General features: G+C 45.8%; 22 protein-coding genes, 1 tRNA gene, 1 other RNA gene and 2 pseudogenes. 21 read left to right on the forward strand and 5 right to left on the reverse strand.

All coding sequences use genetic code 11. The features are described 5' to 3' along the window. Window positions 1–3: 3 nt before the first annotated feature. Both QT992_RS16675 and ssrS read left to right on the forward strand, forming a co-directional pair. Entirely contained in the window at window positions 4–1,266 is a 1,263-nt protein-coding gene (locus QT992_RS16675; protein ID WP_333341697.1) for a 5-(carboxyamino)imidazole ribonucleotide synthase, read from the forward strand. A gap of 325 nt (window positions 1,267–1,591) precedes the next feature. Further along, window positions 1,592–1,779, forward strand: a non-coding RNA gene (gene ssrS / locus QT992_RS16680) — 6S RNA. A 252-nt stretch (window positions 1,780–2,031) separates the two neighbouring features. Here the strand turns inward: ssrS and QT992_RS16685 are convergent. Further along, window positions 2,032–2,202: pseudogene (locus QT992_RS16685) on the reverse strand (ISKra4 family transposase); the annotation flags it as partial. A 63-nt stretch (window positions 2,203–2,265) separates the two neighbouring features. On the opposite strand from QT992_RS16685, the pseudogene QT992_RS16690 reads away from it, so the two are divergent. Continuing rightward, window positions 2,266–2,996, forward strand: a pseudogene (locus tag QT992_RS16690) (IS1 family transposase). A gap of 189 nt (window positions 2,997–3,185) precedes the next feature. Further along, the gene (locus tag QT992_RS16695) at window positions 3,186–3,344 is read left to right on the forward strand and encodes a hypothetical protein (protein WP_333289107.1); all 159 of its coding nucleotides are present in this window, start codon (window positions 3,186–3,188) and stop codon (window positions 3,342–3,344) included. A gap of 78 nt (window positions 3,345–3,422) precedes the next feature. On the opposite strand, the gene QT992_RS16700 is transcribed toward QT992_RS16695, so the two are convergent. Then, window positions 3,423–3,509: transfer RNA gene (locus QT992_RS16700), tRNA-Ser, on the reverse strand. 34 nt (window positions 3,510–3,543) lie between these two features. Further along, the gene (locus tag QT992_RS16705) at window positions 3,544–4,473 is read right to left on the reverse strand and encodes a TIGR04168 family protein (protein ID WP_333316627.1); all 930 of its coding nucleotides are present in this window, start codon (window positions 4,471–4,473) and stop codon (window positions 3,544–3,546) included. Window positions 4,474–4,672: 199 nt separating this feature from the next. Between QT992_RS16705 and nadA the strand changes: the two genes are divergently transcribed. From nadA to QT992_RS16765, 12 genes are all read left to right on the forward strand, one after another. Continuing rightward, window positions 4,673–5,641 carry a quinolinate synthase NadA gene (gene nadA, locus QT992_RS16710; protein WP_333316629.1) on the forward strand — a complete coding sequence of 323 codons (969 nt, stop codon included), beginning with the start codon at window positions 4,673–4,675 and terminating at the stop codon, window positions 5,639–5,641. Between the two features lie 201 nt (window positions 5,642–5,842). Further along, complete coding sequence (locus QT992_RS16715) at window positions 5,843–6,460, forward strand: TIGR04282 family arsenosugar biosynthesis glycosyltransferase (protein ID WP_333316703.1); 618 nt, start codon at window positions 5,843–5,845, stop codon at window positions 6,458–6,460. Window positions 6,461–6,873: 413 nt separating this feature from the next. Next, the gene (locus QT992_RS16720; protein ID WP_445305340.1) at window positions 6,874–7,593 is read left to right on the forward strand and encodes a TIGR04283 family arsenosugar biosynthesis glycosyltransferase; all 720 of its coding nucleotides are present in this window, start codon (window positions 6,874–6,876) and stop codon (window positions 7,591–7,593) included. Between the two features lie 114 nt (window positions 7,594–7,707). Continuing rightward, window positions 7,708–8,217, forward strand: coding sequence for a photosystem I reaction center protein subunit XI (locus tag QT992_RS16725; RefSeq protein ID WP_333081456.1), 510 nt, complete (start codon window positions 7,708–7,710; stop codon window positions 8,215–8,217). 57 nt (window positions 8,218–8,274) lie between these two features. Then, complete coding sequence (locus QT992_RS16730; RefSeq protein ID WP_333042098.1) at window positions 8,275–8,391, forward strand: photosystem I reaction center subunit VIII; 117 nt, start codon at window positions 8,275–8,277, stop codon at window positions 8,389–8,391. 337 nt (window positions 8,392–8,728) lie between these two features. After that, entirely contained in the window at window positions 8,729–9,283 is a 555-nt protein-coding gene (locus QT992_RS16735) for a hypothetical protein (RefSeq protein WP_333338283.1), read from the forward strand. Window positions 9,284–9,420: 137 nt separating this feature from the next. Continuing rightward, entirely contained in the window at window positions 9,421–10,308 is an 888-nt protein-coding gene (locus tag QT992_RS16740; protein WP_333377342.1) for a hypothetical protein, read from the forward strand. 183 nt (window positions 10,309–10,491) lie between these two features. Beyond that, on the forward strand, window positions 10,492–11,064 hold the full coding sequence (locus QT992_RS16745; protein ID WP_333299244.1) for a DUF2996 domain-containing protein: 573 nt from the start codon (window positions 10,492–10,494) through the stop codon (window positions 11,062–11,064). 378 nt (window positions 11,065–11,442) lie between these two features. Further along, window positions 11,443–12,264 (forward strand): sigma-70 family RNA polymerase sigma factor, encoded by an 822-nt coding sequence (locus tag QT992_RS16750; protein WP_333377344.1) that lies wholly within the window; start codon window positions 11,443–11,445, stop codon window positions 12,262–12,264. A gap of 234 nt (window positions 12,265–12,498) precedes the next feature. Beyond that, the gene (locus tag QT992_RS16755; protein ID WP_333377346.1) at window positions 12,499–12,939 is read left to right on the forward strand and encodes a hypothetical protein; all 441 of its coding nucleotides are present in this window, start codon (window positions 12,499–12,501) and stop codon (window positions 12,937–12,939) included. A 311-nt stretch (window positions 12,940–13,250) separates the two neighbouring features. Then, on the forward strand, window positions 13,251–14,846 hold the full coding sequence (locus QT992_RS16760; protein WP_333377349.1) for a tetratricopeptide repeat protein: 1,596 nt from the start codon (window positions 13,251–13,253) through the stop codon (window positions 14,844–14,846). A 75-nt stretch (window positions 14,847–14,921) separates the two neighbouring features. Continuing rightward, window positions 14,922–15,362 carry a hypothetical protein gene (locus tag QT992_RS16765; RefSeq protein WP_333245633.1) on the forward strand — a complete coding sequence of 147 codons (441 nt, stop codon included), beginning with the start codon at window positions 14,922–14,924 and terminating at the stop codon, window positions 15,360–15,362. Window positions 15,363–16,155: 793 nt separating this feature from the next. On the opposite strand, the gene QT992_RS16770 is transcribed toward QT992_RS16765, so the two are convergent. Together QT992_RS16770 and QT992_RS16775 are read right to left on the reverse strand one after the other, a co-directional pair. Further along, on the reverse strand, window positions 16,156–16,977 hold the full coding sequence (locus tag QT992_RS16770) for an alpha/beta hydrolase (protein WP_333377352.1): 822 nt from the start codon (window positions 16,975–16,977) through the stop codon (window positions 16,156–16,158). Between the two features lie 92 nt (window positions 16,978–17,069). Continuing rightward, window positions 17,070–17,795: a lysophospholipid acyltransferase family protein gene (locus QT992_RS16775; protein ID WP_333377354.1), complete on the reverse strand. Its 726-nt coding sequence runs from the start codon at window positions 17,793–17,795 to the stop codon at window positions 17,070–17,072. A gap of 522 nt (window positions 17,796–18,317) precedes the next feature. Between QT992_RS16775 and QT992_RS16780 the strand changes: the two genes are divergently transcribed. From QT992_RS16780 to QT992_RS16800, 5 genes are all read left to right on the forward strand, one after another. After that, the gene (locus QT992_RS16780) at window positions 18,318–18,632 is read left to right on the forward strand and encodes a hypothetical protein (RefSeq protein WP_333104558.1); all 315 of its coding nucleotides are present in this window, start codon (window positions 18,318–18,320) and stop codon (window positions 18,630–18,632) included. A gap of 129 nt (window positions 18,633–18,761) precedes the next feature. Continuing rightward, complete coding sequence (locus QT992_RS16785) at window positions 18,762–20,489, forward strand: succinate dehydrogenase/fumarate reductase flavoprotein subunit (RefSeq protein WP_333377356.1); 1,728 nt, start codon at window positions 18,762–18,764, stop codon at window positions 20,487–20,489. A 191-nt stretch (window positions 20,490–20,680) separates the two neighbouring features. Beyond that, window positions 20,681–21,523: a pentapeptide repeat-containing protein gene (locus tag QT992_RS16790; RefSeq protein WP_333316647.1), complete on the forward strand. Its 843-nt coding sequence runs from the start codon at window positions 20,681–20,683 to the stop codon at window positions 21,521–21,523. A 124-nt stretch (window positions 21,524–21,647) separates the two neighbouring features. Beyond that, the gene (locus tag QT992_RS16795) at window positions 21,648–21,872 is read left to right on the forward strand and encodes a hypothetical protein (RefSeq protein WP_333251707.1); all 225 of its coding nucleotides are present in this window, start codon (window positions 21,648–21,650) and stop codon (window positions 21,870–21,872) included. Continuing rightward, complete coding sequence (locus tag QT992_RS16800) at window positions 21,872–22,153, forward strand: type II toxin-antitoxin system mRNA interferase toxin, RelE/StbE family (RefSeq protein ID WP_333316649.1); 282 nt, start codon at window positions 21,872–21,874, stop codon at window positions 22,151–22,153. The genes QT992_RS16795 and QT992_RS16800 overlap by 1 nt, the downstream gene beginning before the upstream one ends. Window positions 22,154–22,167: the final 14 nt, after the last annotated feature.

The raw sequence follows: 22,167 nt of genomic DNA on the forward strand, positions 1-22,167 counted from the left end.
CACATGAAATCAAATCAAACCGCTGCGAGTTTGTCGGCCAAATTTAAGCGGGTGGGCGTTGTCGGCGGGGGCCAGCTAGCTTCGATGATGGGGGATGCTGCTAGGGCACTCGGTATTGAATTGGTAGTACAAACTCCTAATGCTACTGACCCGGCAGTTTCTGTGGCTGCTGGTGCTGTTTTGGCGGCTGTTGATGATGTTTTAGCTACGGCTCAATTGGCTGCTGGCTGCGATGTTATTACTTTTGAAAATGAGTTTGTGGATTTGGATGGTTTGCGGCCGCTAGAACGGCAAGGTGTTTTATTTCAGCCGAGTTTGTCGTCGCTTTCTCCTTTGTTGGATAAGTACGTTCAGCGCTGTTATTTACAAGGTTTGGGTTTGCCAACTCCGAGGTTTTGGGAATGGGATTGCAGCGCGGATTTGCCCCCGGAATTGTTTAAGGCGGTGGCGATCGACTTTCGGGCAATTTCTGTTTCCGACAGGGTGCAGATGGAAGGAGACTCGGATGCTGGATCGATCGACTTTCCCTTTGTCGTCAAAGTTCGCCGCCACGGTTATGACGGCCAAGGTACTTTTATTGTTAACGATCGGGGGAGTTTTGAGTCAATTCGTGCTAAGATAGAGGGTCAGTCTTTGCTAGTGGAAGAGTTTGTGCCGTTCGATCGCGAGTTGGCTGTGATTGCAGCTCGATCGGCAAATGGCGAAATTGCGATTTATCCGATAGTGGAAACTCAGCAGCAAAATCAGGTTTGTCATCTGGTGATTGCGCCCGCTGATATTAGTTTAGATGTGAAAACGGAAGCTTGTGCGATCGCCCGCACTCTCCTCAACAGTTTGCAAGCTGTCGGCGTATTCGGCATTGAATTATTTTTAACCGCCGACAATAAGCTGTTAGTCAATGAAATTGCACCCCGCACCCACAACTCGGGACATTTTACGATCGATGCCTGCGAAACTTCACAATTTGAACAGCATTTGCGCGCAGTTTGTCAACTGCCTTTAGGTAATTCGGCTCTGAAATGTGCAGGCGCTGTCATGGTAAATTTGCTAGGCTACGAGTCGGCCCAGTCCGATTATTTAGCCAAAAGAAAACAACTGGCACAAATTAGCGGTGCTTTTGTCCATTGGTATGGTAAGAAAGTATCGCGTCCGGGCCGCAAACTCGGTCACGTTACAGTTGTGTTCGACGCGGACTTGGTGGCTCAGGGGCGATCGTCAGCAGCGGCGATCGCTCAAACCGTAGAATCCATCTGGTATGCAAGTTAAATTGCTCGCAGCTTGCCAAAATCGGGTTAGTTGGTATATATTAACTACCAGCCGGGAAGTCCCTCGGTATATTTAAAGGCGATTAATCTGAGCGCTGCGCGAAGTACCCCGTTGGGAATTACTCCTTGGGATGAAAGGCTCGTCGGGTGTAGGTACCCAAAGCGACAATTATTTCTGTATATCCCTTGATAATCTGGAAATACTCTGATACTATATTAGCAAGTGGGGGTGGAACTACCTCACTATAAAAAGCCTTTGAAAAAAAGGAAAAAGAAGCCTGCGGTCTAACTGTACTCAGTTGACAGTCAGGTTTGTTCACATAAAGGTTCTACTGCGACGTTGGTGACTGCCAATAATGTTTTTTTGATCTATAACTCTTAACTCTCGGGAATCAAGATGTTTGGACAGCAGTAAACTGGGCTTGTACCCAGAAACTTTAAGTCCGAGCCAACGGTACCCACCTGGTAAAATACCAGGTCAAAAGCTGAGGTAAGACGGCGTTGCGGGGAACCATTAAAATTTGGATAGAGATAGGCGCTGTGAAATATGGCTAGCCTATTTTTTTTTAGATACACGCTTTTACTCATAGTAAACGTGAGCTCGACGAGGGCTTTTGCAACGGGAACATCCCGGTTTTGCAAAAGCCTCAAATGGCTAAGGATCGCGAATTAAATAACTTACAATTTTAATTGTTATTGTGGGATGGGCGTCCCGCCCGTCCTTTTTCGACGGGCGGGACGCCCATCCCACTTTCAAGAGTGGAAGTTATTTAATTCTCATTCCTAAGAGGTCGTTGAGGTAGGCACAACGAAATTTTAGCATTTGATTGACATTTTTTTTCAACCATTGAGTCCCAGAAATTTTCAACCTTCTGTCTATTTGTTTGACCGTCGATTCCACCGCTCCCGAGCCGATGGAACAAATCTGGCGTTGCTGAATTGAGGTATGATAAATGGAGCGAGGGATTCATAAAAACCAACTAACTGAAAGTGAAAGACAATGAAATGTCCCGAATGTAAGTTAACTCATGTTAATAAAAATGGTCACAAAAAAGGCAAGCAAAATTATATTTATGTTGACTGTGACAGGCAATTTATAGATTGCTATCAAAGCCACCGTGGCTACGAACAAGAAGTTAAATATGAATGCCTAAAAATGTAGATCGAGGGAATGGGTTTTCGGGCGATAGAGAGAGTAAAATGCGTGCCTCACAGGACAAGAATTAATTGGGTCAAGCAAGTTGGAAAATTGCTACCATCGGCTTACGCTCCCGAGATAATTCCCGAAGTAGGAGAACTAGATGAACTACAAACTTTTATCGGATCAAAAAAAAAGGGGTGTGGACAGTAGTAGACCACTTTAGACCAGGTATTCTAGGAGGGGTATTAGGAGACCGAGCGTGCTAAAACATTTGAACCTTTGTGGGATGTAGTTAGTAAATGGGGATGTTATTTTTATGTGACAGATGGCCCGAAAGTTGATCCAATGTTTATTCCAGATGGAGACCAAATTATATCCAAAACTTACATGACTTGCAGAAGGTGAAAACACAAGATTAAGGCATTATCTGGCTCGATTAAAACGAAAAACTCTTTGTTATTCTGGCATCAGAAAGAATGCTCAGATATTCAATTAAGCTACTTATTCATTACCTCAAGTTTAATGATGTTCCCGTTCCATGTTCAATTAATTATTCCGAGCGAGCATTACTCACCGCACAGGATTCCTAAATCATACCCCCATTCAGCAACGCCAGTTGCAATAAGCGGAGAACAGATGACCTTGAACAAGAATTAGCAGAAGCCCGCGCGGACTACGCCAAGCTTCTAGAATCTAGTACCCACATCACCAATAAGCTCAGGCAAGAATTAGCAGAAGTGCGATCGCAACTTACGACCGAGCGCGCCGATCGTGAGAAAATGGAAACACAGCTCGCCGACCTGAAACAAAAATCAGCCACTGCCAGCGAGTTGCCAGAAGCGGCCGACTTGCTCAATCAGTTGAAAAACAGACGCAAAAAGTCCGGGGCAGACTTGGCAGATATGGAGGCGGTTTTGGACATATTAGAAAACCATTAGCGCGAAAGTTGAGCGGAAAACGGTTTTTCTTGCTATGTAGTTAACCTGAAACCCTTAACAGGCAAGAGAATTGTTCAACGGAGAGGGTGGGATTTGAACCCACGGTGACATCACTGCCACACTCGGTTTCAAGCCGAGCGCATTCGACCACTCTGCCACCTCTCCTGGCGCATAAGTTTTATCATACCAGCAAATGTCTCTAACTACAAATAGCCGCAGATTCTGTGCGCCGATAAAGAATTTGTTCTCTTTCTACCCCGAAATCTTCGCCTACCCATACCAGCGACACTTCCGACACTGCTCCATTTTCCAGCAGGACGATCGAGAAATTCCGCAATTTCGAGCACTCTCTCTCCACAATTCGCGGTACGCTGGCGGCATTCAAATACACCGTACCCTCCGCACTCACCTCCAGCGACTTCCGCAACTCGTGCTTCGTGTGCCGCAGTTTGTGGTGCATATGACCAAAAGTTACCAGCGGTATGTGCTTCCCAGAACTCCGAGTTCGATCGATCGCCTCCGCAAAATCCGGGTCGCCCCAATCCCCTCCCAGCGGCTTCCAATCTCGCCCGCAGGGGTCTTCAGGAGCGTCTCCTAACCCCGTCGGGCCCGTGTGACCCAAAAAAATCACATTTTCGCAATCGGCATCCGCCGCAGCCCCTGCAATTCGCCGCGCCGACTCCTCAAAACTTTCTACCCCAAACCACTCCGAGTAAAAATCCCCGTACTTCCACTCCGATCCCCCCCAAGTAAACGGGCGGCTTCCTACCACAGTTACGCCCAATTCGGGAAAATCCCGTTTCCCGTAACCGACGTGAGCTTCTCCCATTAAATCTAACTGCTGTTTTACCCAATTTTCTTGAGTGCGATCGTAAGGACACTGACTGCGGCCCCACTCTGTCGCCGTGTACCAAGCGTCGTGGTTCCCAAACACCGCTGCTTTCGGAATGTCCAATTGGGAGATCGCCCGCACCACCTCCACCGACTCATTGCCAAAATCCCCCACAAACAGCACCAAATCAACGCCCAGATGCTTCAGGGCCTCGCCGTCTTCAGGTTCCCAGCGATCGTGAACATCCCCCACCACCGCAATTTTGATAGATTTAGCCTCATTCATGTGATTTGTCATGTGCGATCGATCCCTAGCCCCTTCTTACTCAGCATAAGAAACAGCGACCCATTTTTGCACTCTCCCACAGCATATTTTGGATTTTAGATTTTAGATATTAGATTGGTTCCACTGAACAGCCAGCACTTTTTGGTGAATTCAACTATAATTCAAAATACACTTTAGCTGTCTTCGCCACCTTCCCCGGAATATTCTAACTGTGTTTACCACCGCACCTGCTCCGAACTTTACTCAAACCCGACTGCCCGACGACTTGTTTGCAGCCATTAACGCCCTCAAACAAGAGTTAAACGCCGTCATTCTCGCCCACTATTACCAAGACTCCGAGATTCAAGACATCGCAGACTTCATTGGCGACTCCCTAGAACTTGCCCGCAAAGCCGCCAACACCAGCGCCGATGTCATAGTTTTTGCCGGAGTTCATTTCATGGCTGAAACCGCAAAAATTCTCAATCCCGACAAATTAGTATTGTTGCCCGACTTAAATGCTGGGTGTTCCCTCGCCGACAGTTGCCCTCCCGAAGCCTTTGCAGCTTTCAAAGCCGATCGACCAGGACATTTGGTAATTTCCTACATTAATTGTACCGCCGCAATTAAGGCAATGAGCGATATAATTTGCACCAGTTCTAACGCGGTTAAAATTGTCAACCAAATTCCCGAAAATCAGCCGATAATTTTTGGACCCGATCGCAATCTCGGCCGCTACGTCATGGAACAAACCGGCAGAAACATGGAGATTTGGCAAGGAGCTTGCATCGTCCACGAAAACTTCTCAGAAAAAAAGATAGTTCAACTCAAAATCGAAAATCCCGAAGCCGAAATAATTGCCCACCCAGAATGCGAACCTCCCGTGCTGCGCCACGCCAATTACATCGGCTCCACCACTGCTTTGCTCAAATATTCTCAAGCTAGTTCCAGCCCAGCTTTTATTGTCGCGACTGAACCGGGAATCATTCACCAAATGCAAAAGCAAGCTCCGCACAAACGCTTCATCCCCGCTCCTCCCAACAATAATAGTTGTGCTTGCAACGAATGCCCGCACATGAGATTAAATACCTTGGAAAAATTGTATCTAGCTATGAAAAATCAAACCCCTGAAATTACCATGCCTCTAGATATTCAACTAGCAGCTTTGCAGCCCATCCAACGAATGCTAGAAATGAGCTAACGGTTGACTGTTGACAGTTGTCAGTTGACAGTTGACAGTATTTTAGGATGGGTGGAATCCACGGATTAAATTAGTAATCATGGACGCGAAAAAACCGGTTTCTCCGAAAAATTGCGGATGCTCGCCACAGAAACCGGGTTTTTAGCCCCGCGTGGTTCCAGCACTGCATTAGGTCATTTATTTAAAAATTATGGACAATCGATGATTTTAGAAAAACTGATTGTTTTCACCCGCTATCCCGAACCCGGAACAACCAAAACTCGACTAATTCCGGTGCTGGGAAAAGCAGGTGCTGCCAACCTTCACCGCTTGATGGCCCAACGGACGATCGCCTGCGCTCTCTCTCTGGAAAAAACCCGCCGATTATCGGTAGAAATTCACCGATCCGGCGGCAGCCAACAACTGATGCAAGAGTGGTTGGGAAGTGATATTTTTTGTAAAAATCAAATAGACGGTGATTTGGGCGCCAGAATGACAGCAGCGTTTCAAAACTCTTTTAATTCAGGGGTTGAGAAAACAGCAATTATCGGCACTGATTGTCCGGGTTTGAAAGCAGAAATCATGGCACAAGCTTTTGAGGAATTGAGCCAGCACGATTTAGTTTTGGGCCCGGCAAAAGACGGAGGTTATTATCTCATCGGGCTGCGGCGATCGATACCGGAATTGTTCGGTGGCATTGACTGGGGAACCAGTGAAGTATTGGCTTGTACGCGGGCGATCGCCCAAAAACTCGACCTCAATATTGCTTATCTTCCCACTCTTGCAGATATCGATCGACCCGAAGATCTCCTCGGTTTAGATATTAATATGTTTAAATAACTAAAGTCTATTTAACGTCGATTAAGTATTAAAAATTGTCATATATAATTGGATAAAAATACTTGATTGTGAAACCAGAACGTCATAATATAGTAATTGTATTTGTCTAACCAAATGCTGAATCTCAGTAGCAGTTAGACAGCGCTTGGGACAATAGTCCCAGGCGCGAGAAAAAGCCAAAAATTACCAACTAAATTAGCAACTAACAGATCGGCTTTGTACAAAACCCGCCCTGCCACAGGAAAGCCCAATGTAGGCGCGGGGCCGGTGTAAAAAATGAGCGACTAATAGCTTTGTTTTTTACCAAACTTCTCCCACGTTAAGGCAAAATGTAGGGGCGAGCCCGGGGGCAGAAATGGGCAAAATCAGCTTTGTACAAAACCCGCTCTCTCTCACGGGCTGCTTAATTCTGTATGTTGTCGCCAGAAAATTCCAATCTCAAAATTTCCCTGATCGTTCCAGTCTTAAACGAAGCACCTACAATTGCCTCAGTCATCTCCACCGCCCTTGAGGCCAAAAATGTCGAAATAATTGTCGCCGACGGCGGCAGCAGCGACGGTACTACAGATATAGCAAAATCTTTGGGCGTCCGAGTTATCTGCACCGCCCCAGGCCGCGCCACCCAAATGAATGCAGGTGCCGCCGCCGCTACTGGAGATATCCTGCTGTTTCTCCACGCAGACACTCTGTTGCCTCGCGGGTACGACTCTTGCGCGCGTCGGGTACTAGCTAACCCGTCTGCAGTAGCGGGGGCCTTTGAACTCAAGATTGACGCCTGCAGGCTCAGCCTCCGGCTGGTAGAAACAGGGGTACACTGGCGATCGAACTTTCTGCAAATGCCCTACGGCGATCAAGCCATTTTCCTCAAAGCAGTTACCTTTGACCAAATCGGCGGTTTTCCCGACTTGCCCCTCATGGAAGACTTTGAATTCGTGCGGCGGTTGAAAAAACAAGGCCGCATTGAAATAGTACCCCAGCCAGTGCTGACATCCGCCCGTCGCTGGCAGCAGCTTGGGGTGATCAAAACCACCGCCATTAATCAAATAGTAATCCTCGCTTATTTCCTGGGAGTGTCGCCCGATCGACTCGCTTTCTGGTATAAGAGGCAAAAGAAAAATTCTTCCAAAAACTAAAGAATAGTGAACTTTTCTAAAGCTCGCTGCCAATTATGCAAATAGGAAACACGTCCCTGCGTAAAATATGACTTGAACGCCTCAACTTTTACGCACAGCGAGGAAAAAGAGAATATGGCAGATCCCAGAGATGCAGAGCTGATTAAACCCTTTAACGGCGACCCCTTCACGGGTCATCTCGCAACTCCCATCAGTGCTTCTGATTTCACAAAAGCATTCATTGGGAACTTGCCCGTCTACCGCAAAGGACTCTCGCCCCTAATTCGAGGCCTAGAAATTGGTTTGGCACACGGTTATTTCCTCGTCGGCCCCGAAATCGTCTTCGGACCCCTGCGGGATTATCCAGAAGCAGCTAATCTCGGAGGATTATATACCGCCCTCGTCTTAGTTCTGCTTGGCACACTAGGTATGTCTGCTTACGGTTTAGTCTCTTTCAAACAAGACAACACCAGCTACCCTAGCGCTAATCCCATGACCCCTGATGCCCTCAGAAATGCTGAAGGGTGGAGCCAGTTTACCGGTGGTTTCTTCATTGGTGGAATGGGTGGTGTCTTTGTTGCCTACTTCTTACTCGAAAACTTTAACGGCGTTGATGCCATTTTCCGGGGTTTAGTCAACAATTAGACTCGACTCCCACATATCCCTGTTGGAACACACTAACTTTAGTTTGGAGAATTTGATATGACAGGTTCCTACGCTGCCTCTTTCTTGCCTTGGATTTTGATTCCCCTAATTACCTGGGTGATGCCGGTTGTGGTAATGGGTTTGTTGTTTATCTACATTGAAAGCGACGCCTGATCCTTACCCCTCAAGTAAGACCTAAGTTGGAAAGCCGAAGTAAGATGATTGAGGAACAATCGCTCTGAAATTTCTAGATAAATCTAGGGAAAATCAGCAAAAATTGTTTTGAGATTGCTGGCTATCAGAAAACTTAGTTTCTTTACCCCCATCCCCAGAATTTATCTGTGGAGCAATCTTTCAGTTTTCTTCCTTCAAAACTCGTAATTGCCAAAAAATCCTCTGCCTGTAGGTAGAGGATTTTTTTGCCAAGAAGACAAATCATCCGATCGGGGAACACAAATTGCCAAATTCTGAGCCACAATTGTTATGGAAACCTACTAATGAGGAGACAGCGATGCAATTTTCCCCCGCACGCAGAATTTTAGCTCCATTCCTGATCTCGGTACTGCTGTTAGTGACCGCCTGCGGTCAAACCCAAACCGAATCACGCTGGGACAAAGCTCAGCAGGAAAGCACCCAAAAACCTGGTAAAGCACAGCAGACAACTGCTGATAAATCAAGTGCTAGTAATCAAAACCTGCCCAAGAAGGCAGTTGCAGGCGGTAAGTTAAATAAATACTTCCCGGCTTCTGGCGGTGGATTCGATCGCGTTTTTGCTCAAGAAAAATCCGGTTTTGCTGAAGCTAAATTGAACAAAGACGGTAAAAATGTCGCGGTGCTCTCGATTAGCGACATCGCCGGCAACCCCAGCGCAGGTGCAAAATTTAAGCAAAGTACCAAGCAAATCAGTGGCTATCCCGCCGTTAATCAGGGTGCTAATGGTACCGCTGTTTTAGTGGCAAATCGCTATCAGGTGAAAGTTCAATCGCGCAGTCCCTCTTTTACCGCTAGCGATCGCGAAGCTTGGCTGTCAAAATTTAACCTCGGCGGCCTCGCCCGCGTCAAATAGCAATGTCTCTTGTCGCACTCCGCGCCCGATTCCAGTCTGGCGCTATCAGAACTAAGTCTGCCACAATGAGACTGTGAAGTTTTGCAATCTGCCAAAAGTAATACCTTTGATTTTCGTTCCAGCATAAGGAGTTTTTTGTGAGCAAAACAGTCTTTGAATTAGTCGATCAACTGCCTCAAGACAACATGACTGTCAAAGCCCTACGAGCGCTTGACTTTGTGGTACCCGGCGAGTGGAACAATTTAGTTGGCTTTGAAAATACCATTCGCACCGTTACTGGCGAAACAGACGAAGATTTAATCCAGCAAATTGGCGAGCGCGCCATCTACCTCTACAACGATAAATCTGAGGGCTACCAGCGCGCTCTCTGGCTCTACCAAACTATTGACAGTGCCGACAAGGCTTTGGGCACTGCTGCCCTCGCTAACAAAGTCTCCCAAAATGTGCCGTTTTTGTCCCTGCTGGGCAATCTCACTCCCAAGCCGGAAAAAGCTCAAACGATCGACCTTTCTCTGAAGTTAGTCACTGAGTTGCTGGCTTTTTGCCAAATCAACGGCCTTCCCGGCGACAGCATCGGCGATTTTGCCGCTTCCTTGGGCGACTACGGCGGCGAATCCCTGATGCGGATGGCTGCTTTGGTTTGTTTTGACGGTTTGATTCCCCTGGGCCCGGACTTTATCATGGCAACTCAGTCTTGGATTCAGAGGCTTTCCCCGAACGATTTGCAAGATAATTCGGTCTTTAAGTCGATCGGTGGCATGATTCCTGGGGGCTCTCCCGCAGGCCAACTCGGCTTTATCGGCGAAAGCTTTAACTCGGTTTCTGGCTGGATGGGCTCTTTTGTGAGCGATCGAGGTTTGACTCCCCAAAACGTACTCGGCCACTTGCAGAATTTTGTAGATATTTCAGCAGACAAGGTGGACTACGTGGGCGCATTCCTCGACATGACTACCAACTACTACGAACACACCGGTGTTCAAACTCTCGCCCGCCGTTTGATTGAACGAGCTGTCGCTGAGATTTAGAATAATCTCAAGAGTTGTGATGTTTGCGGGCGATCGCCCTGTGAGAGTGTTTTCAGTTCAATTTTTTTTGACTAGCCATTCTCTCAGGTTGGTTTTCGATAAAAAGTATGCGATCGATCGAGCCGATCGCCCGCTTGCTCAACTCCCAACTCCTTACCCAATCACTTTTACCAGGAAGCGTTAATGTCAGAAGAACCGAAAAATCCTACCGCTGGCGAATCGGAAACTCCCAGTGCTTCGATCGAGAACGCCCCGAGTTCCGACACAGCCGAGACAAGCGACTTCCCCAGCACTGACAAGCCCCAGGCGGCTGCTAAAAAGCCCGCAGCCAAGGCCGAAGGCGACAAGCCCCCAGCTAAAGCTAAAAAGGAAAAAGCACCTGCTGTTGAAGACAAGCCCTTTGCGGAATTTATTCAACAAGATTATTTGCCCGCTTTGCAAACTGCTTTGACTAAGCAGGGCGTTAAGGATTTAGAGGTGAGTTTTACCAAGCAAAAATTCCCCGTTTTTGGCATGAGTTCCGCCGGGGATTGCTGGCAGGTAATTGGTAAATTCCAAGAAGGAGAGCGCCAATTTAACCTGTATTTTCCTCAAGAAAATATTCAAAGTCAAAGAGCCTTTTCCTGCGCGGAAAATAAGACAAAAACCAGCACTTTAGAGCCTTTTTTGATAGATGAGCGTAAGGTAACACTAGACCTCATGGTGTTTGGGGTCGTCCAGCGGCTTAACGCTCAAAAATGGCTAAATCTTAATTAACCTGAGTTCGGGATAAGAAGAGGAGGAGCCGTGTAAGCTGAAATACAGCGTATTCGAGGTTTGTGAATTGTAGGGACACGGCAGTGTCCATTGGTGTCAACTTAAGCCTGAAAGCCCGCCAAGTTCGTCTGTGGGCCCGGAGTCCGCCAGGGGTTGAAACCCCTGTCTAATAGCTAAAGTCCTCTCAAAGAGGACTAATGAGTTGAAAATTCTTCTCTTCAGTCCTCTTTTAGAGGACTTTAGCTTTGAGGCCGGGGTTTCAACCCCCGCCGGACTATGGGTTTGACCTTAAGTTGACACTCCTTGGGCTCTTGGAGTATCCCTACGGGGAAGCTCACGATAGGCGGGTGTACTTCATAAATGTGGAATCTGCTGTAAATGGAAAGCAATAGCCATAGAACTCAAAAAATCAGGTCATCTTCTCAATCAGTGGCTGCATCAATCCTGTCGGATGAAACAGAAGATAAAAATATAATTTTTTGGCAAGAATGGCAGGCGCATCAAGATTATCTTTCCCATTGCTGTTTCAAGTGGATGAACTCAAACCCACTCGATGCCGAAGAAGTATTGAGTCAGGCAATGCTTAAAGCCTGGACAGAATGGCAAAACTATGGAAGTCAAATTAAATATCCTAAAGCTTGGTTAACTAAAATTCTCTATAACTTCTGCATAGATTTGCATCGAAAACGGAAACGAGATGCACTAATAATTGAAAACATAGACGAGATTAAACTTGAAGATAATCCAGCACTTTATTCTAACTTAGAATTTACTGAACCTAATATTATGAACCTAGAATGGGAGGCATATATCCACCACAAAATTGACTCCTTGCCTCTCAGAATCCGCGATACTTTTGTCTTATACCACTACCAAAATAAATCTTATCAAGATATTGCCAAGCTATTTCTATGCTCTGAAGAAAACGTCCGCAAATGCGTGAGCAAAGCCGGACGTATTCTGCGAAGGCATTTAACCAAATATCTGGCCGGTGAAGATGATACTCCTCTAAATTCTTCCTCGCCCCCCTTAAAGTTGGTAATTCCTTTGCCAGAAAAGTCTCAACCCCAATGCAATTGGGAATCACTAATTCCCCCAAAAAGCCAGGATGAAGAAATTAGCTATCAAGTCACCGTACTATGTCTGGAAACTTTACCCCATCATTCCTACATCTCTACTACTCTTCCCGTCTGGAGATGAAAGTGCGTTGAGTCAGCCGTTGTTTATCCCGCCTGTGGGGAAGTTTAGACGATATTACAGCGGCTCAAAGGTAAGATGAGCAAGGGTTCTAGGGGTTGAGGGGGGATTTTTGGGGAGAAAATTTGCTCGTAACTCGAAAAATTCCCAAATTGGGGTAGAAAAACGTCTAATAAATAAGCGGTCAGAGAAAACCGCTTAAAATCCATGTATTAGTTGCATCTTCCTTAACAAAAAATGAGTACATCCCGCAAAATCCAGATCGCACTCGTGGCAAGTCTCCTGTGGTCATCTACATCCATAAGCAGTTTTGCTGCTACCAACTCGATTACCTCTGAAAAGTTTCAGTCAGACACGGTAAAACTTCCTGTGGAAAGTATTCCCTCTAGGCAGTTAAATGTAACACCAGATACTTATTTAATTGCTGGTCAGTTCAGGGATATGCTGAGTAAAGTACCTGGGGGATATGACACGTTCAAAGCATTTGACGAGATATGGAAGAATCCAGCAGACAGGAAGAAAAGATTATTTGATCACTGCAACACTCAAAAAGTGTTATCAGTTAAGCTATGTTTTAGAATGCTAACAGTTTGGGCAGACGATATAGGGGAATCTGCCAACCGTAAGGACTCCGATGAGCTAAACAATATATTTGATGAAGCAAGAAAATTACCATGAGCTAAACAATATATTTAGAGAAGCAAGAAAATTACCAACTTAGTGCTGCTCTATTTCAGTGTTCAAAAACTTGAATAAAAAGCGATCTTGCCCACTCGACGAAGGGCGCGATCGCTTTTTTTCGGAGTGCGTAGCCAACGCCCGTCGTAGATATCGCTTTTCGTTTACTAGAGAGCCATTGATTGACGCGATCGCATTAATTTTTCTTAATAATAATTAATCTTTTTTAGCTTGTTCAGTTTGAGTAACTAAGACATAATCTGAGCAACGTAAGTTATTCTATTTCCCGTTATATATAGCCAGTCTAAATTATGTCTGGATACTTTGCCACATCATTGGTGCAGTTCTGCCAATCTTCTGGGCTAGAGATGAATGTTCACTTTTTCTTAGAAGAAAAGCCAACTAGACAAGAGCAGAAATTGAACACTTTAAGTAAGTATGTTCAGAAATATCCCCAAGGATGGAAAAAAAGGTTAGAACTAGCTAATTTGCTTTACCAGATGGGAGACTGGCAACAAGCGGTTGCCGAATATCATCAAGTGATTGAGCGACAACCGCAATTAAGGGGTGTGCGGCTGCAACTAGGGAAACTATTGCAGCTAATGAAACGAGAAAAAGAGGCAATAGAAGTCTATGAAAAAGCCTTGTCGTGTTCCGAAAACGCAGCGACTCAGCATCATATCAAGGGATTGATTGCAGTTTGTCGGGGTGAGAGTGACAAAGCAATTATTGCCTTTAATTTAGCAACTCATTTAGAACCTGAAAAAGTCGTTCACCGGCTGGCTTTGGCACAGGTGTATCAGCAGATAGAAAATCATCTTGGCGTGCTCAGTGCTGTGGAGCAAATTTTGGCAATCAACCCAGATGATGTTGTGGCGTTGATTTACAGCCAAGATGCGAATCTGGCGGTGGGGGATATGAGCGCCGCAACAGAGCAGTTGAGCAAGCTTATAGCTCTATTTCCGAATGATTTTAGGGTACTGCAACGACAAATTGAGCAACGTCTTCAGATGAGATTAGTTTCTGGTGAAGAGGGGAAACTGACGAAAAAGATGATTACCTCTTTACTGCTACAAACTCCTCATGGGGCTGAGGCTCACAATTCTCTGGGCTATTATCACATTTTCCGGGGAGATTGGCGGCAAGGTGTGGAGGTGTTAGCAGAGTTTACCACCGAACACCCCAATTATCCTTATGGTTGGTATTACTATGGCCGGTGCTTATACGACACGGGAGAATATCAAAAAGCAGCACAGATGATGGCGAATGCTTATCAACTGTATCCCCATAATTGTGCAATTTATCAGGTCTTGTGTGAAATTTTACCGGCTGCCAAACGCTGGGAAGAATTGCGTTTTGTGGCAGAACAGATGCTGAAACGATTTCCTGAACGTTGGAGTGTTTGGGCGACTGCGGGGCGGGTGTTGGTGGAACATTTCAAAGAGATTGAACGAGGATGTAGTGTTTCTGAGCAGGGCACAAAACTTCAGCCGCAGTTAGTTGATGCTTGGTTTCGTCATGGGCGGGTGTTGGCTTTGGCGCTTAAACATCAAGAAGCGGTGGAGGCGTTGGAGAAAGGATGGAAGTTGTTACCAGCGGGAATTTCTCTGCAATTCGTGCCGACGGCGTTGTGGCTGGCGGAGAGTTACCAGGTGCTGGGGGATGTTGGGGCTAGTCAGCGCTGGTGGAAAGTTGGCGGTGAGGGATGTCAGGAATTGAGAGGGTTTAACGGGGCTATGGCTGACTACTGGTTAGGGAGAGCCTTGGTGGGGTTGAGGGATAAGTTGGGGGCGATACAGGCGTATGAAAGTGCATTGAGTCAGCAGTTGTTGTATCCAGCGCGTGGGGAGGTTGAGAAGAGTTTGCGGCGGTTGAAGGGTAAGAAGGGGAAGGGTTCTAGGGGTTGAGGGTGGGTTTTTTGGGGAGAAAAATTGCTCCTAACTCGAAAAATTACTAAATTGGGCTCGGGAAACGTCTAAAAGATGTGGGAAGAAAAAACCACCAATCAACGTAAATTTCAACAAACGAGGTATTGTCGTATGAGTTTTGTCAAAAAATTACCAGCAGTTTTAATCGCTGCTGTTGGCATCTCTTTTAGTTTCGCCGGTGCAGCCTTAGCAGAAACGATTTTATTAGGAGAGAAGACTCTCGGTCCTCAAGAGACATTGAACTTAATGCCAAAAGATATGAGGAATATAACGCTTTGCTTCCAGACAACTGATAACTTAGTGGGTAACCTAAAATTGCTTTATATCACCGACAGGGTGGGGGGAATAGACGTAAAAATAGAAGATTTACGGGCTAGCCCTAAAGAACAATGTATATCCAAAAGAATGGGTATATATCCGGTAAAGGTAGTAAATATGCAAAGAAATAGGCCTGAGTTTAGTCGATCTGTTCGTGTACGTGCGACGCAGGAATAAAGAATTACGTCAGGAAGCGCACATCTAAAGGCCTAGGCTTGAAAAAGTCAGAATCTGACCAGACTAAGTATGTTTCACGAGTAGTAAAGCAGGGTGGATTTATTGTCAGAGGATAAGTAGCTAGGCGCAAATAAACCTTCCTGTGTAACCGAATGTAAAGCTGCTAGAACCGTAAGCAATTGCGACGTTTAACTAACAATGACATACTTATGTATTTTCCCACTCATCTACTTAAATGTATCATAGTATTTGCGATCGGGTCTGACCCGATCGCAAATACTATCCTAACTCGGTGTATCGCTAATGAACTTAAGAGACTGTTGGCGAATTCACATAGGGTTTCACCCCTCACCTCTAAAACCAGCACTCGCGGTGTTTCTCACATAGATGTAGTAGGTTGGGTAGAGCGTCAGCGAAACCCAACACATTATTTTAAAAGAGTTGGGTTTCGCTCGCGCTCTACCCAACCTACACTATCTACATTTTACCTATGAGGGGTATTACCCTTTTTTAATTCGCCAACAGTCTCTGAACTTAATTGAAGCTATTATTGCAGTTCCTGACCATCGACATCCAAGAGGTATTAAGTAGGTAGGCGCAAAGAAACCTCGCTATGTAACGGAATGTAAATCTGCCAGAACCATTGCGATTGCTTCGTTTCACTTCGTTTCATGCAGCTATGACATACTTATGTATTTTCCCACTCATCTACTTAATTGCTAATTGCTGATGCCGATAAGATTGTTTTTCGGAGATGCCCAATGCCCCATGCCCCATGCCCAATGACTATTGACTATTGACTGCTGACTAATGACCGATTTTCTTCGGATTTAGTCAAAAAATTGCGAGCTTGCATAATGCCGTAAAGGTTAACATCGGTTTCTAACAAACAAGCATGACCGCTGTTAGCCAGCAGCACCATTTGAGCCTTGGGAATTACCTTGACTAAAAGCTTCGCTTCTACTAGGGAAGGCAGCAGCCGATCGGCACCGCTAGCAATTACTAGCGTCGGCTGTTTGATGCCGCGCAACTGATTTTCGTCCACATTAAACGATCGCACTAAAGCCAATCTCCACACCGACGTATTTTGCGGTACTGCTTGCATCGCTTCTAGTAAAGCTCGCCGATCGTCGCGCCCAATCTTTCCTAATGATGCTAATATCGGCAATAGACCGATTACCGACAGCGGATAAAGGTTAGCCGGCAGCCACTGAGTCAGGTACGATCCCCACTGCACCCAAGGCTGCTGTCGAAACGAAGAAGCTGGATTGACTAATATTAATCGATCGCACAATTGGGGAGCTTCTAACACAACTTTCATCGCTAAACACCCCCCAAATGACTCGCCGCACAGATAAACCGGCCGCTTCGGCTTTCCGGCTTGCTTTTCGGCTTCAATTAAGGCAATTGTTTCGCTAACCAGTACATCCCAGCTAGGCGTATCGTCCGCAGGTAAAGTTAAGCAACGAATGTCGAAATGATTGGCTAATTTAGGAATTTGGGAGCGCAGCAGCAAACCGCCCCCGTCCATACCGGGCAAAAATACAAATAAAGGGCGATCGGGTTTCGGGGGTTTGGGGGTTAGGAAACGAACCTTATTGTTAGCATTTGCCATGATTCAAGTCAATCGATTTTAGATTTTAGATTTTAGATTTTAGATGGGAAATCTGACACCAGCCCACAGTCAACAGTCAACAGTCAACAAACTTACAAACAACGTCGTTGGAGTAATTCTGCAATTTCTCCCTGACAGTGGTCTGTGAGTTCAGCAACAACTGCTTTGGCTTTTTTGCCTCGATATTGCTGCTGTCTCTCGACAGTAATCCTGTAAGGGCGACCGATTAAAACATTAACTCGCTGATAAATTATCATAGGATGCCACCCAGATCGATCGAACAGCGGTTCCGAAGGATCAAACAAACTCAACAACTTGAGCGGTACACCCGATCGTATTGACTGTTCCTCAAAGGAACTAATCGCCACCGGCAAAACTGCCAAATCCCGCACCGGCGCCCGCAAAGCCAAATGAGCAAATCCCCGCTGAAACTTCCCCACAGTATTCGGACCAGTCAGCTTCACCATCGGTTCTGCACCCTCTGGAAACACCCCCACCATCTCCCCGCCTTGCAGTAGCGCTGTTGCTTGAGAGAAAAAATGCTGCTGTCGGTGTTCTGGTGCTTCCAAGGGGAAAGCGCCGAAAGTCGTGACCACTTCCCTCATCACCGGAACTTGACCCATGTAATGATGACAAGCAAAGCGGATCGATCGACCCAAAGCCGCCGTCAGCAGCACAGGATCTAAGAAACTGCGGTGATTGCTCACAACCAGCACCGGACTCTCTTGGGGAATCCGGTCTTCGCGGTACATAAACATCTGCGTTCCTAAACCAGCCAGGAAACAGCGCGAAATCAGCAATTTGCTCTCTGAAGACATGGGCGAAAAGACAGGTGCGACGCTATAAAGGTTGATTCCATTCCCACGCAGCTTAACATTTCTTTACCAAGTCGGGGCTCCCTCAAAAAGTAGACTTTCCCCTTGTGCCTTTGTTTCGTAAGCTGTTGGACATTTAAACTGTGAACTAAAATTTGATAAAGTTCTTGTGGGGAGTAGGGGTTGGGCTTATAGCCCGCACAAAAAATACGATTTAGATTCAGAACAGCTTAGTCCTGGACGCAGGGGTTGCCAGAAACCGGGTTTTTTGCGAAAAGACGCGTTACAGCCCGCCAAAACAGTAAAAAACCCGGTTTCTTTGTCGGAGTGCGTAAGTCTTGTTTCGGCCAAATTTCCCAGTCAGAAACAAAAATTCATAAAGTGTTGTTGCAAACTTCTATAAAAATGTTTAAAACAGCCCTAAAACCAGGTTGCGGCAGCTAAACTTAGAAATTTACAGTGGCCATTGACACACTGTCAAAGTATTTTTGGACAAGTCGTAATAGCAATCTCGCGAGGCATCAAATGAATAACATCCAAAACTATCGCCTTAAATGTACGCTCACCTTTGGCGACATTTACGGTCAAATCATTGTTTGGCTGATAGTCATCTTCCTAAGTCTAGCGTCGGCACTCGCCTTGTGGAGTAGCGCCCGCCAAATCTTCGCCTTGGCTACCGTCGGCTTGATTTTAGTGCTGTCTCTGCCCTTCTTGCTGTTTGCTTTCGTTACAACTCTGCTAAATAACATTGAAGTGCTTGCTGTAGAACCCGGTACGGAAACTCAACCTTCTGCAACGGGAAATCAGTCCACTCAGCAGCCTATCGAAAGCGCCGGCTAGTCCAATGTGAAATTTTAACTTTTGATTTCCCATTCAAATCAAAAGTTAAAAAACTTCCTGCTCTTTTGGTGGGAAGTTTTTTTTTGCGTCACGATAAGTTGAGCAGAACACTCAAAATAATTCAAAAAGATGCTAGAACACGACGTAATCATTGTAGGCGGCGGTTTAGCAGGTTGCCGCGCCGCAGTAGAAATTGCTCGGACTGACCCCAGTTTAAAGGTAGCTGTCGTCGCTAAAACTCACCCGATTCGATCGCACTCCGTCGCAGCCCAAGGTGGGATGGCCTCCAGCCTCCAAAATGTCGATCCCGAAGACAGTTGGAAAGCCCACGCCTTCGACACAGTAAAAGGTTCCGACTATTTAGCAGACCAAGACGCGGTAGAAATCCTCACCCGCGAAGCACCCGGTGTAGTCATAGATTTAGAACACATGGGAGTCCTCTTTTCTCGCCTCCCAGATGGCAGAATTGCCCAACGCGCTTTCGGCGGACATTCCCACCGCCGCACCTGTTACGCCGCCGACAAAACCGGTCACGCCATCCTCCACGAATTAGTCAACAATCTGCGCCGCTGCGGAGTTCACATCTATCAGGAGTGGTATGTTACGCGCCTGATTTTGGAAGAAGGCCAAGCCAAGGGCGTAGTTATGTACAGCCTGCTAGACGGTCAAATTGAGGTCGTGCGCGCTAAGGCGGTGATGTTTGCCACGGGGGGTTACGGCCGAGTTTACAATACTACGTCCAACGATTATGCCTCGACGGGAGACGGTTTGGCGATGACGGCTTTAGCTGGATTGCCGCTGGAAGATATGGAGTTTGTGCAGTTTCACCCGACTGGTTTGTATCCCGTGGGAGTGTTGATTTCCGAGGCTGTGCGGGGCGAAGGCGCTTATTTGATTAATTCAGAGGGCGATCGATTTATGGCAAATTATGCGCCGTCGCGGATGGAATTAGCGCCCAGAGATATCACCTCGCGGTCAATTTCCATAGAAATTCGCGCCGGCCGAGGGATTAATGTTGATGGTAGTGCCGGCGGCCCCTTTATCTACCTCGATTTGCGGCACATGGGACGCGAAAAAATTATGAGCAAAATTCCTTTTGCTTGGGAAGAAGCCCACCGTTTGTTAGGAATTGATGCGGTAAATCAGCCGATGCCCGTGCGCCCTACTGTTCACTATTCAATGGGGGGAATTCCTACTAATGTTAGCGGGCAAGTTCGCAGCAGTCCTGACAGTTTGGTAGACGGTTTCTTTGCAGCCGGCGAAGCAGCTTGCGTATCGGTTCACGGCGCCAACCGTTTGGGCAGCAATTCGCTTTTGGAATGCGTCGTTTACGGCAAAGTTACTGGCGCAACCATAGCACAATTCGTACAAAATCGCAAGTTGCCGACAGTAGACGAACAGCGTTACATTATGGAAGCAAAAGAGCAAATTCAAGCACTTTTAGAACGTCCCGGAAAATACCGCATCAATCAAATCCGGCAGCAGTATCAAGATACTATGACTGAGTATTGTGGTGTATTTCGTAGCGCCGAATTGATGCAGGAAGGTTTAAAGAAATTGGAGGATTTAGAGCGACAATATGAGGAGGTTTACTTAGATGATAAAGGCAAGTTGTGGAATACGGAAATTGTGGAAGCTTTGGAGTTGCGGAGTTTGATAATAGTCGGGAAAATGATTTTAACTTCTGCTTTGAATCGGCAGGAAAGTCGGGGAGCTCATTCGCGGGAAGATTTTACTGAGCGCGATGATGGGAATTTCTTGAAGCATACAATGGCGTATTATTCGCCGGCGGGGATTGATTTGGCTTATATGCCGGTGGCGATTACGATGTTTGAGCCGCAGGAGAGGAAGTATTAATTTGTAGGGTGGGCATTGCCCACCTTACTAATAGTCTGGTCAGAGAAGTAAACATAATCTACTAACTTGGTCATTTATTCAACTTTGAGATATGACTGTAAACTTGGTAGTGTTATAATGCTTTGATAGGGTATAATTCCCAAGTTTTTGAAGTTATACCGCACCGACAAGCAATTAATCTGCTGTAAATCATGAACTCTGAAGAATTGTTGCAGCGGTACTCTGCTGGAGAGAGGAACTTTAAAGGAGTCAATTTGGAGGGAGCGAAATTGCACGATGCCAATTTAGAAGGAATTAACTTGCATAGTGCTAATCTCTACTCCGCTCGGTTGCAGGGTGCTAATCTGGAAGGAGCAGTTTTGGATAATGCAAGGCTAGATAGTGCTGAGCTAGAAGGAATTAACCTGGAGAATGCTAGCTTAGTCGAAGCCGATTTGAGTGAAAGCAACTTGGAAGGGGCTAATTTGACTAACGCCGACATGAGAGGTGTTAAACTATATGAATCTAGTTTGTATAATGCCTGTTTGAAAGGAGCGAACTTAAGAGGAACTCAAACAACTTCCGCCTTGTTCAATGGTGCTAACTTGAGAGAGGCTGATTTGCGAGATATTGGATTATTTGATGGTTCCTTAGAAGGTACAAATCTGATGGGGGCTGACTTGAGCGGAACTCAGTTGGAGTACGTAAATCTCAATAGATTTCTTTACGACTCAGAAACTACTTTTGACGATACATTTACTCCTCATTCAGGTGGAATTTATATCGGGGTTGGAGCTAATTTGAAGGGGATTGATTTGACAAATGCCGATCTAAGTGAGGCTGATTTAAGTGAGGCTGATTTGAGTTTTACAAATCTGAGGGGCGCTAATTTAAGTGGGGCTATCCTCTTCCAAGCCAATTTAGAAGGTGCTAATTTAGATTATACCGATTTAACTGATGCTGACCTCGAACAAGCTAATTTGAGTGATGCTCAGACTAGCATGACTATCTTTTGCAATACTGTTATGCCTGATGGTACTATGTTGCTAAAATAATTTATAATTAATTTGAAACTCATCAGGGAAATTCTCCACATCACAACTAAAAAATGCTAGCTTAGGATAAGTCTTGCTAAAATAAATAAAAAATATCGTGGTTATAAACAGTTAAAAATAATATATGAGTAAAACGACACAGACATCTCAATTCCAGCAAGCTCTTGAAGCTGTAGAAGTTTTATCATTAGAAGATCAAGCTATGCTTCTAGATATTCTTCAGAATCGTCTGCGACAACAGCGACGAAATGAATTACTCAAGGAAGTAGCAGAAGTTCGTCAAGAGTATGCTGAGGGCAATGCTAAATTTGGGTCGGTAGCGGATTTTATGGCGGAGTTGGATGATTGATGAAAATTGGTTGGACTCCAAAATCTATTCGTACTTTCAAAAAGTTAGTTCGTAAAAATCCTCAGCTTCGCCTTTTAATTGAAGCTACTCTAGAACTTTTGTCTGAAGACTGCTTTAACCCCAGCTTGCGAACTCACAAACTGACAGGAGATTTATCGGGTATCTGGTCGTGTTCAATAGATTACGATTATCGGATTTTATTTGAGTTTGTGACCGATCCCGAAGATGATGAGGAAGCTATTTTATTGCTCAAAATGGGTTCTCATGATGAAGTCTATTAAGACCGATCGCCCTT

Origin of the sequence: Microcoleus sp. T3_D1 (genome assembly GCF_036700405.1) — a bacterium.
In the GTDB taxonomy this organism is placed as follows: domain Bacteria; phylum Cyanobacteriota; class Cyanobacteriia; order Cyanobacteriales; family Microcoleaceae; genus Microcoleus.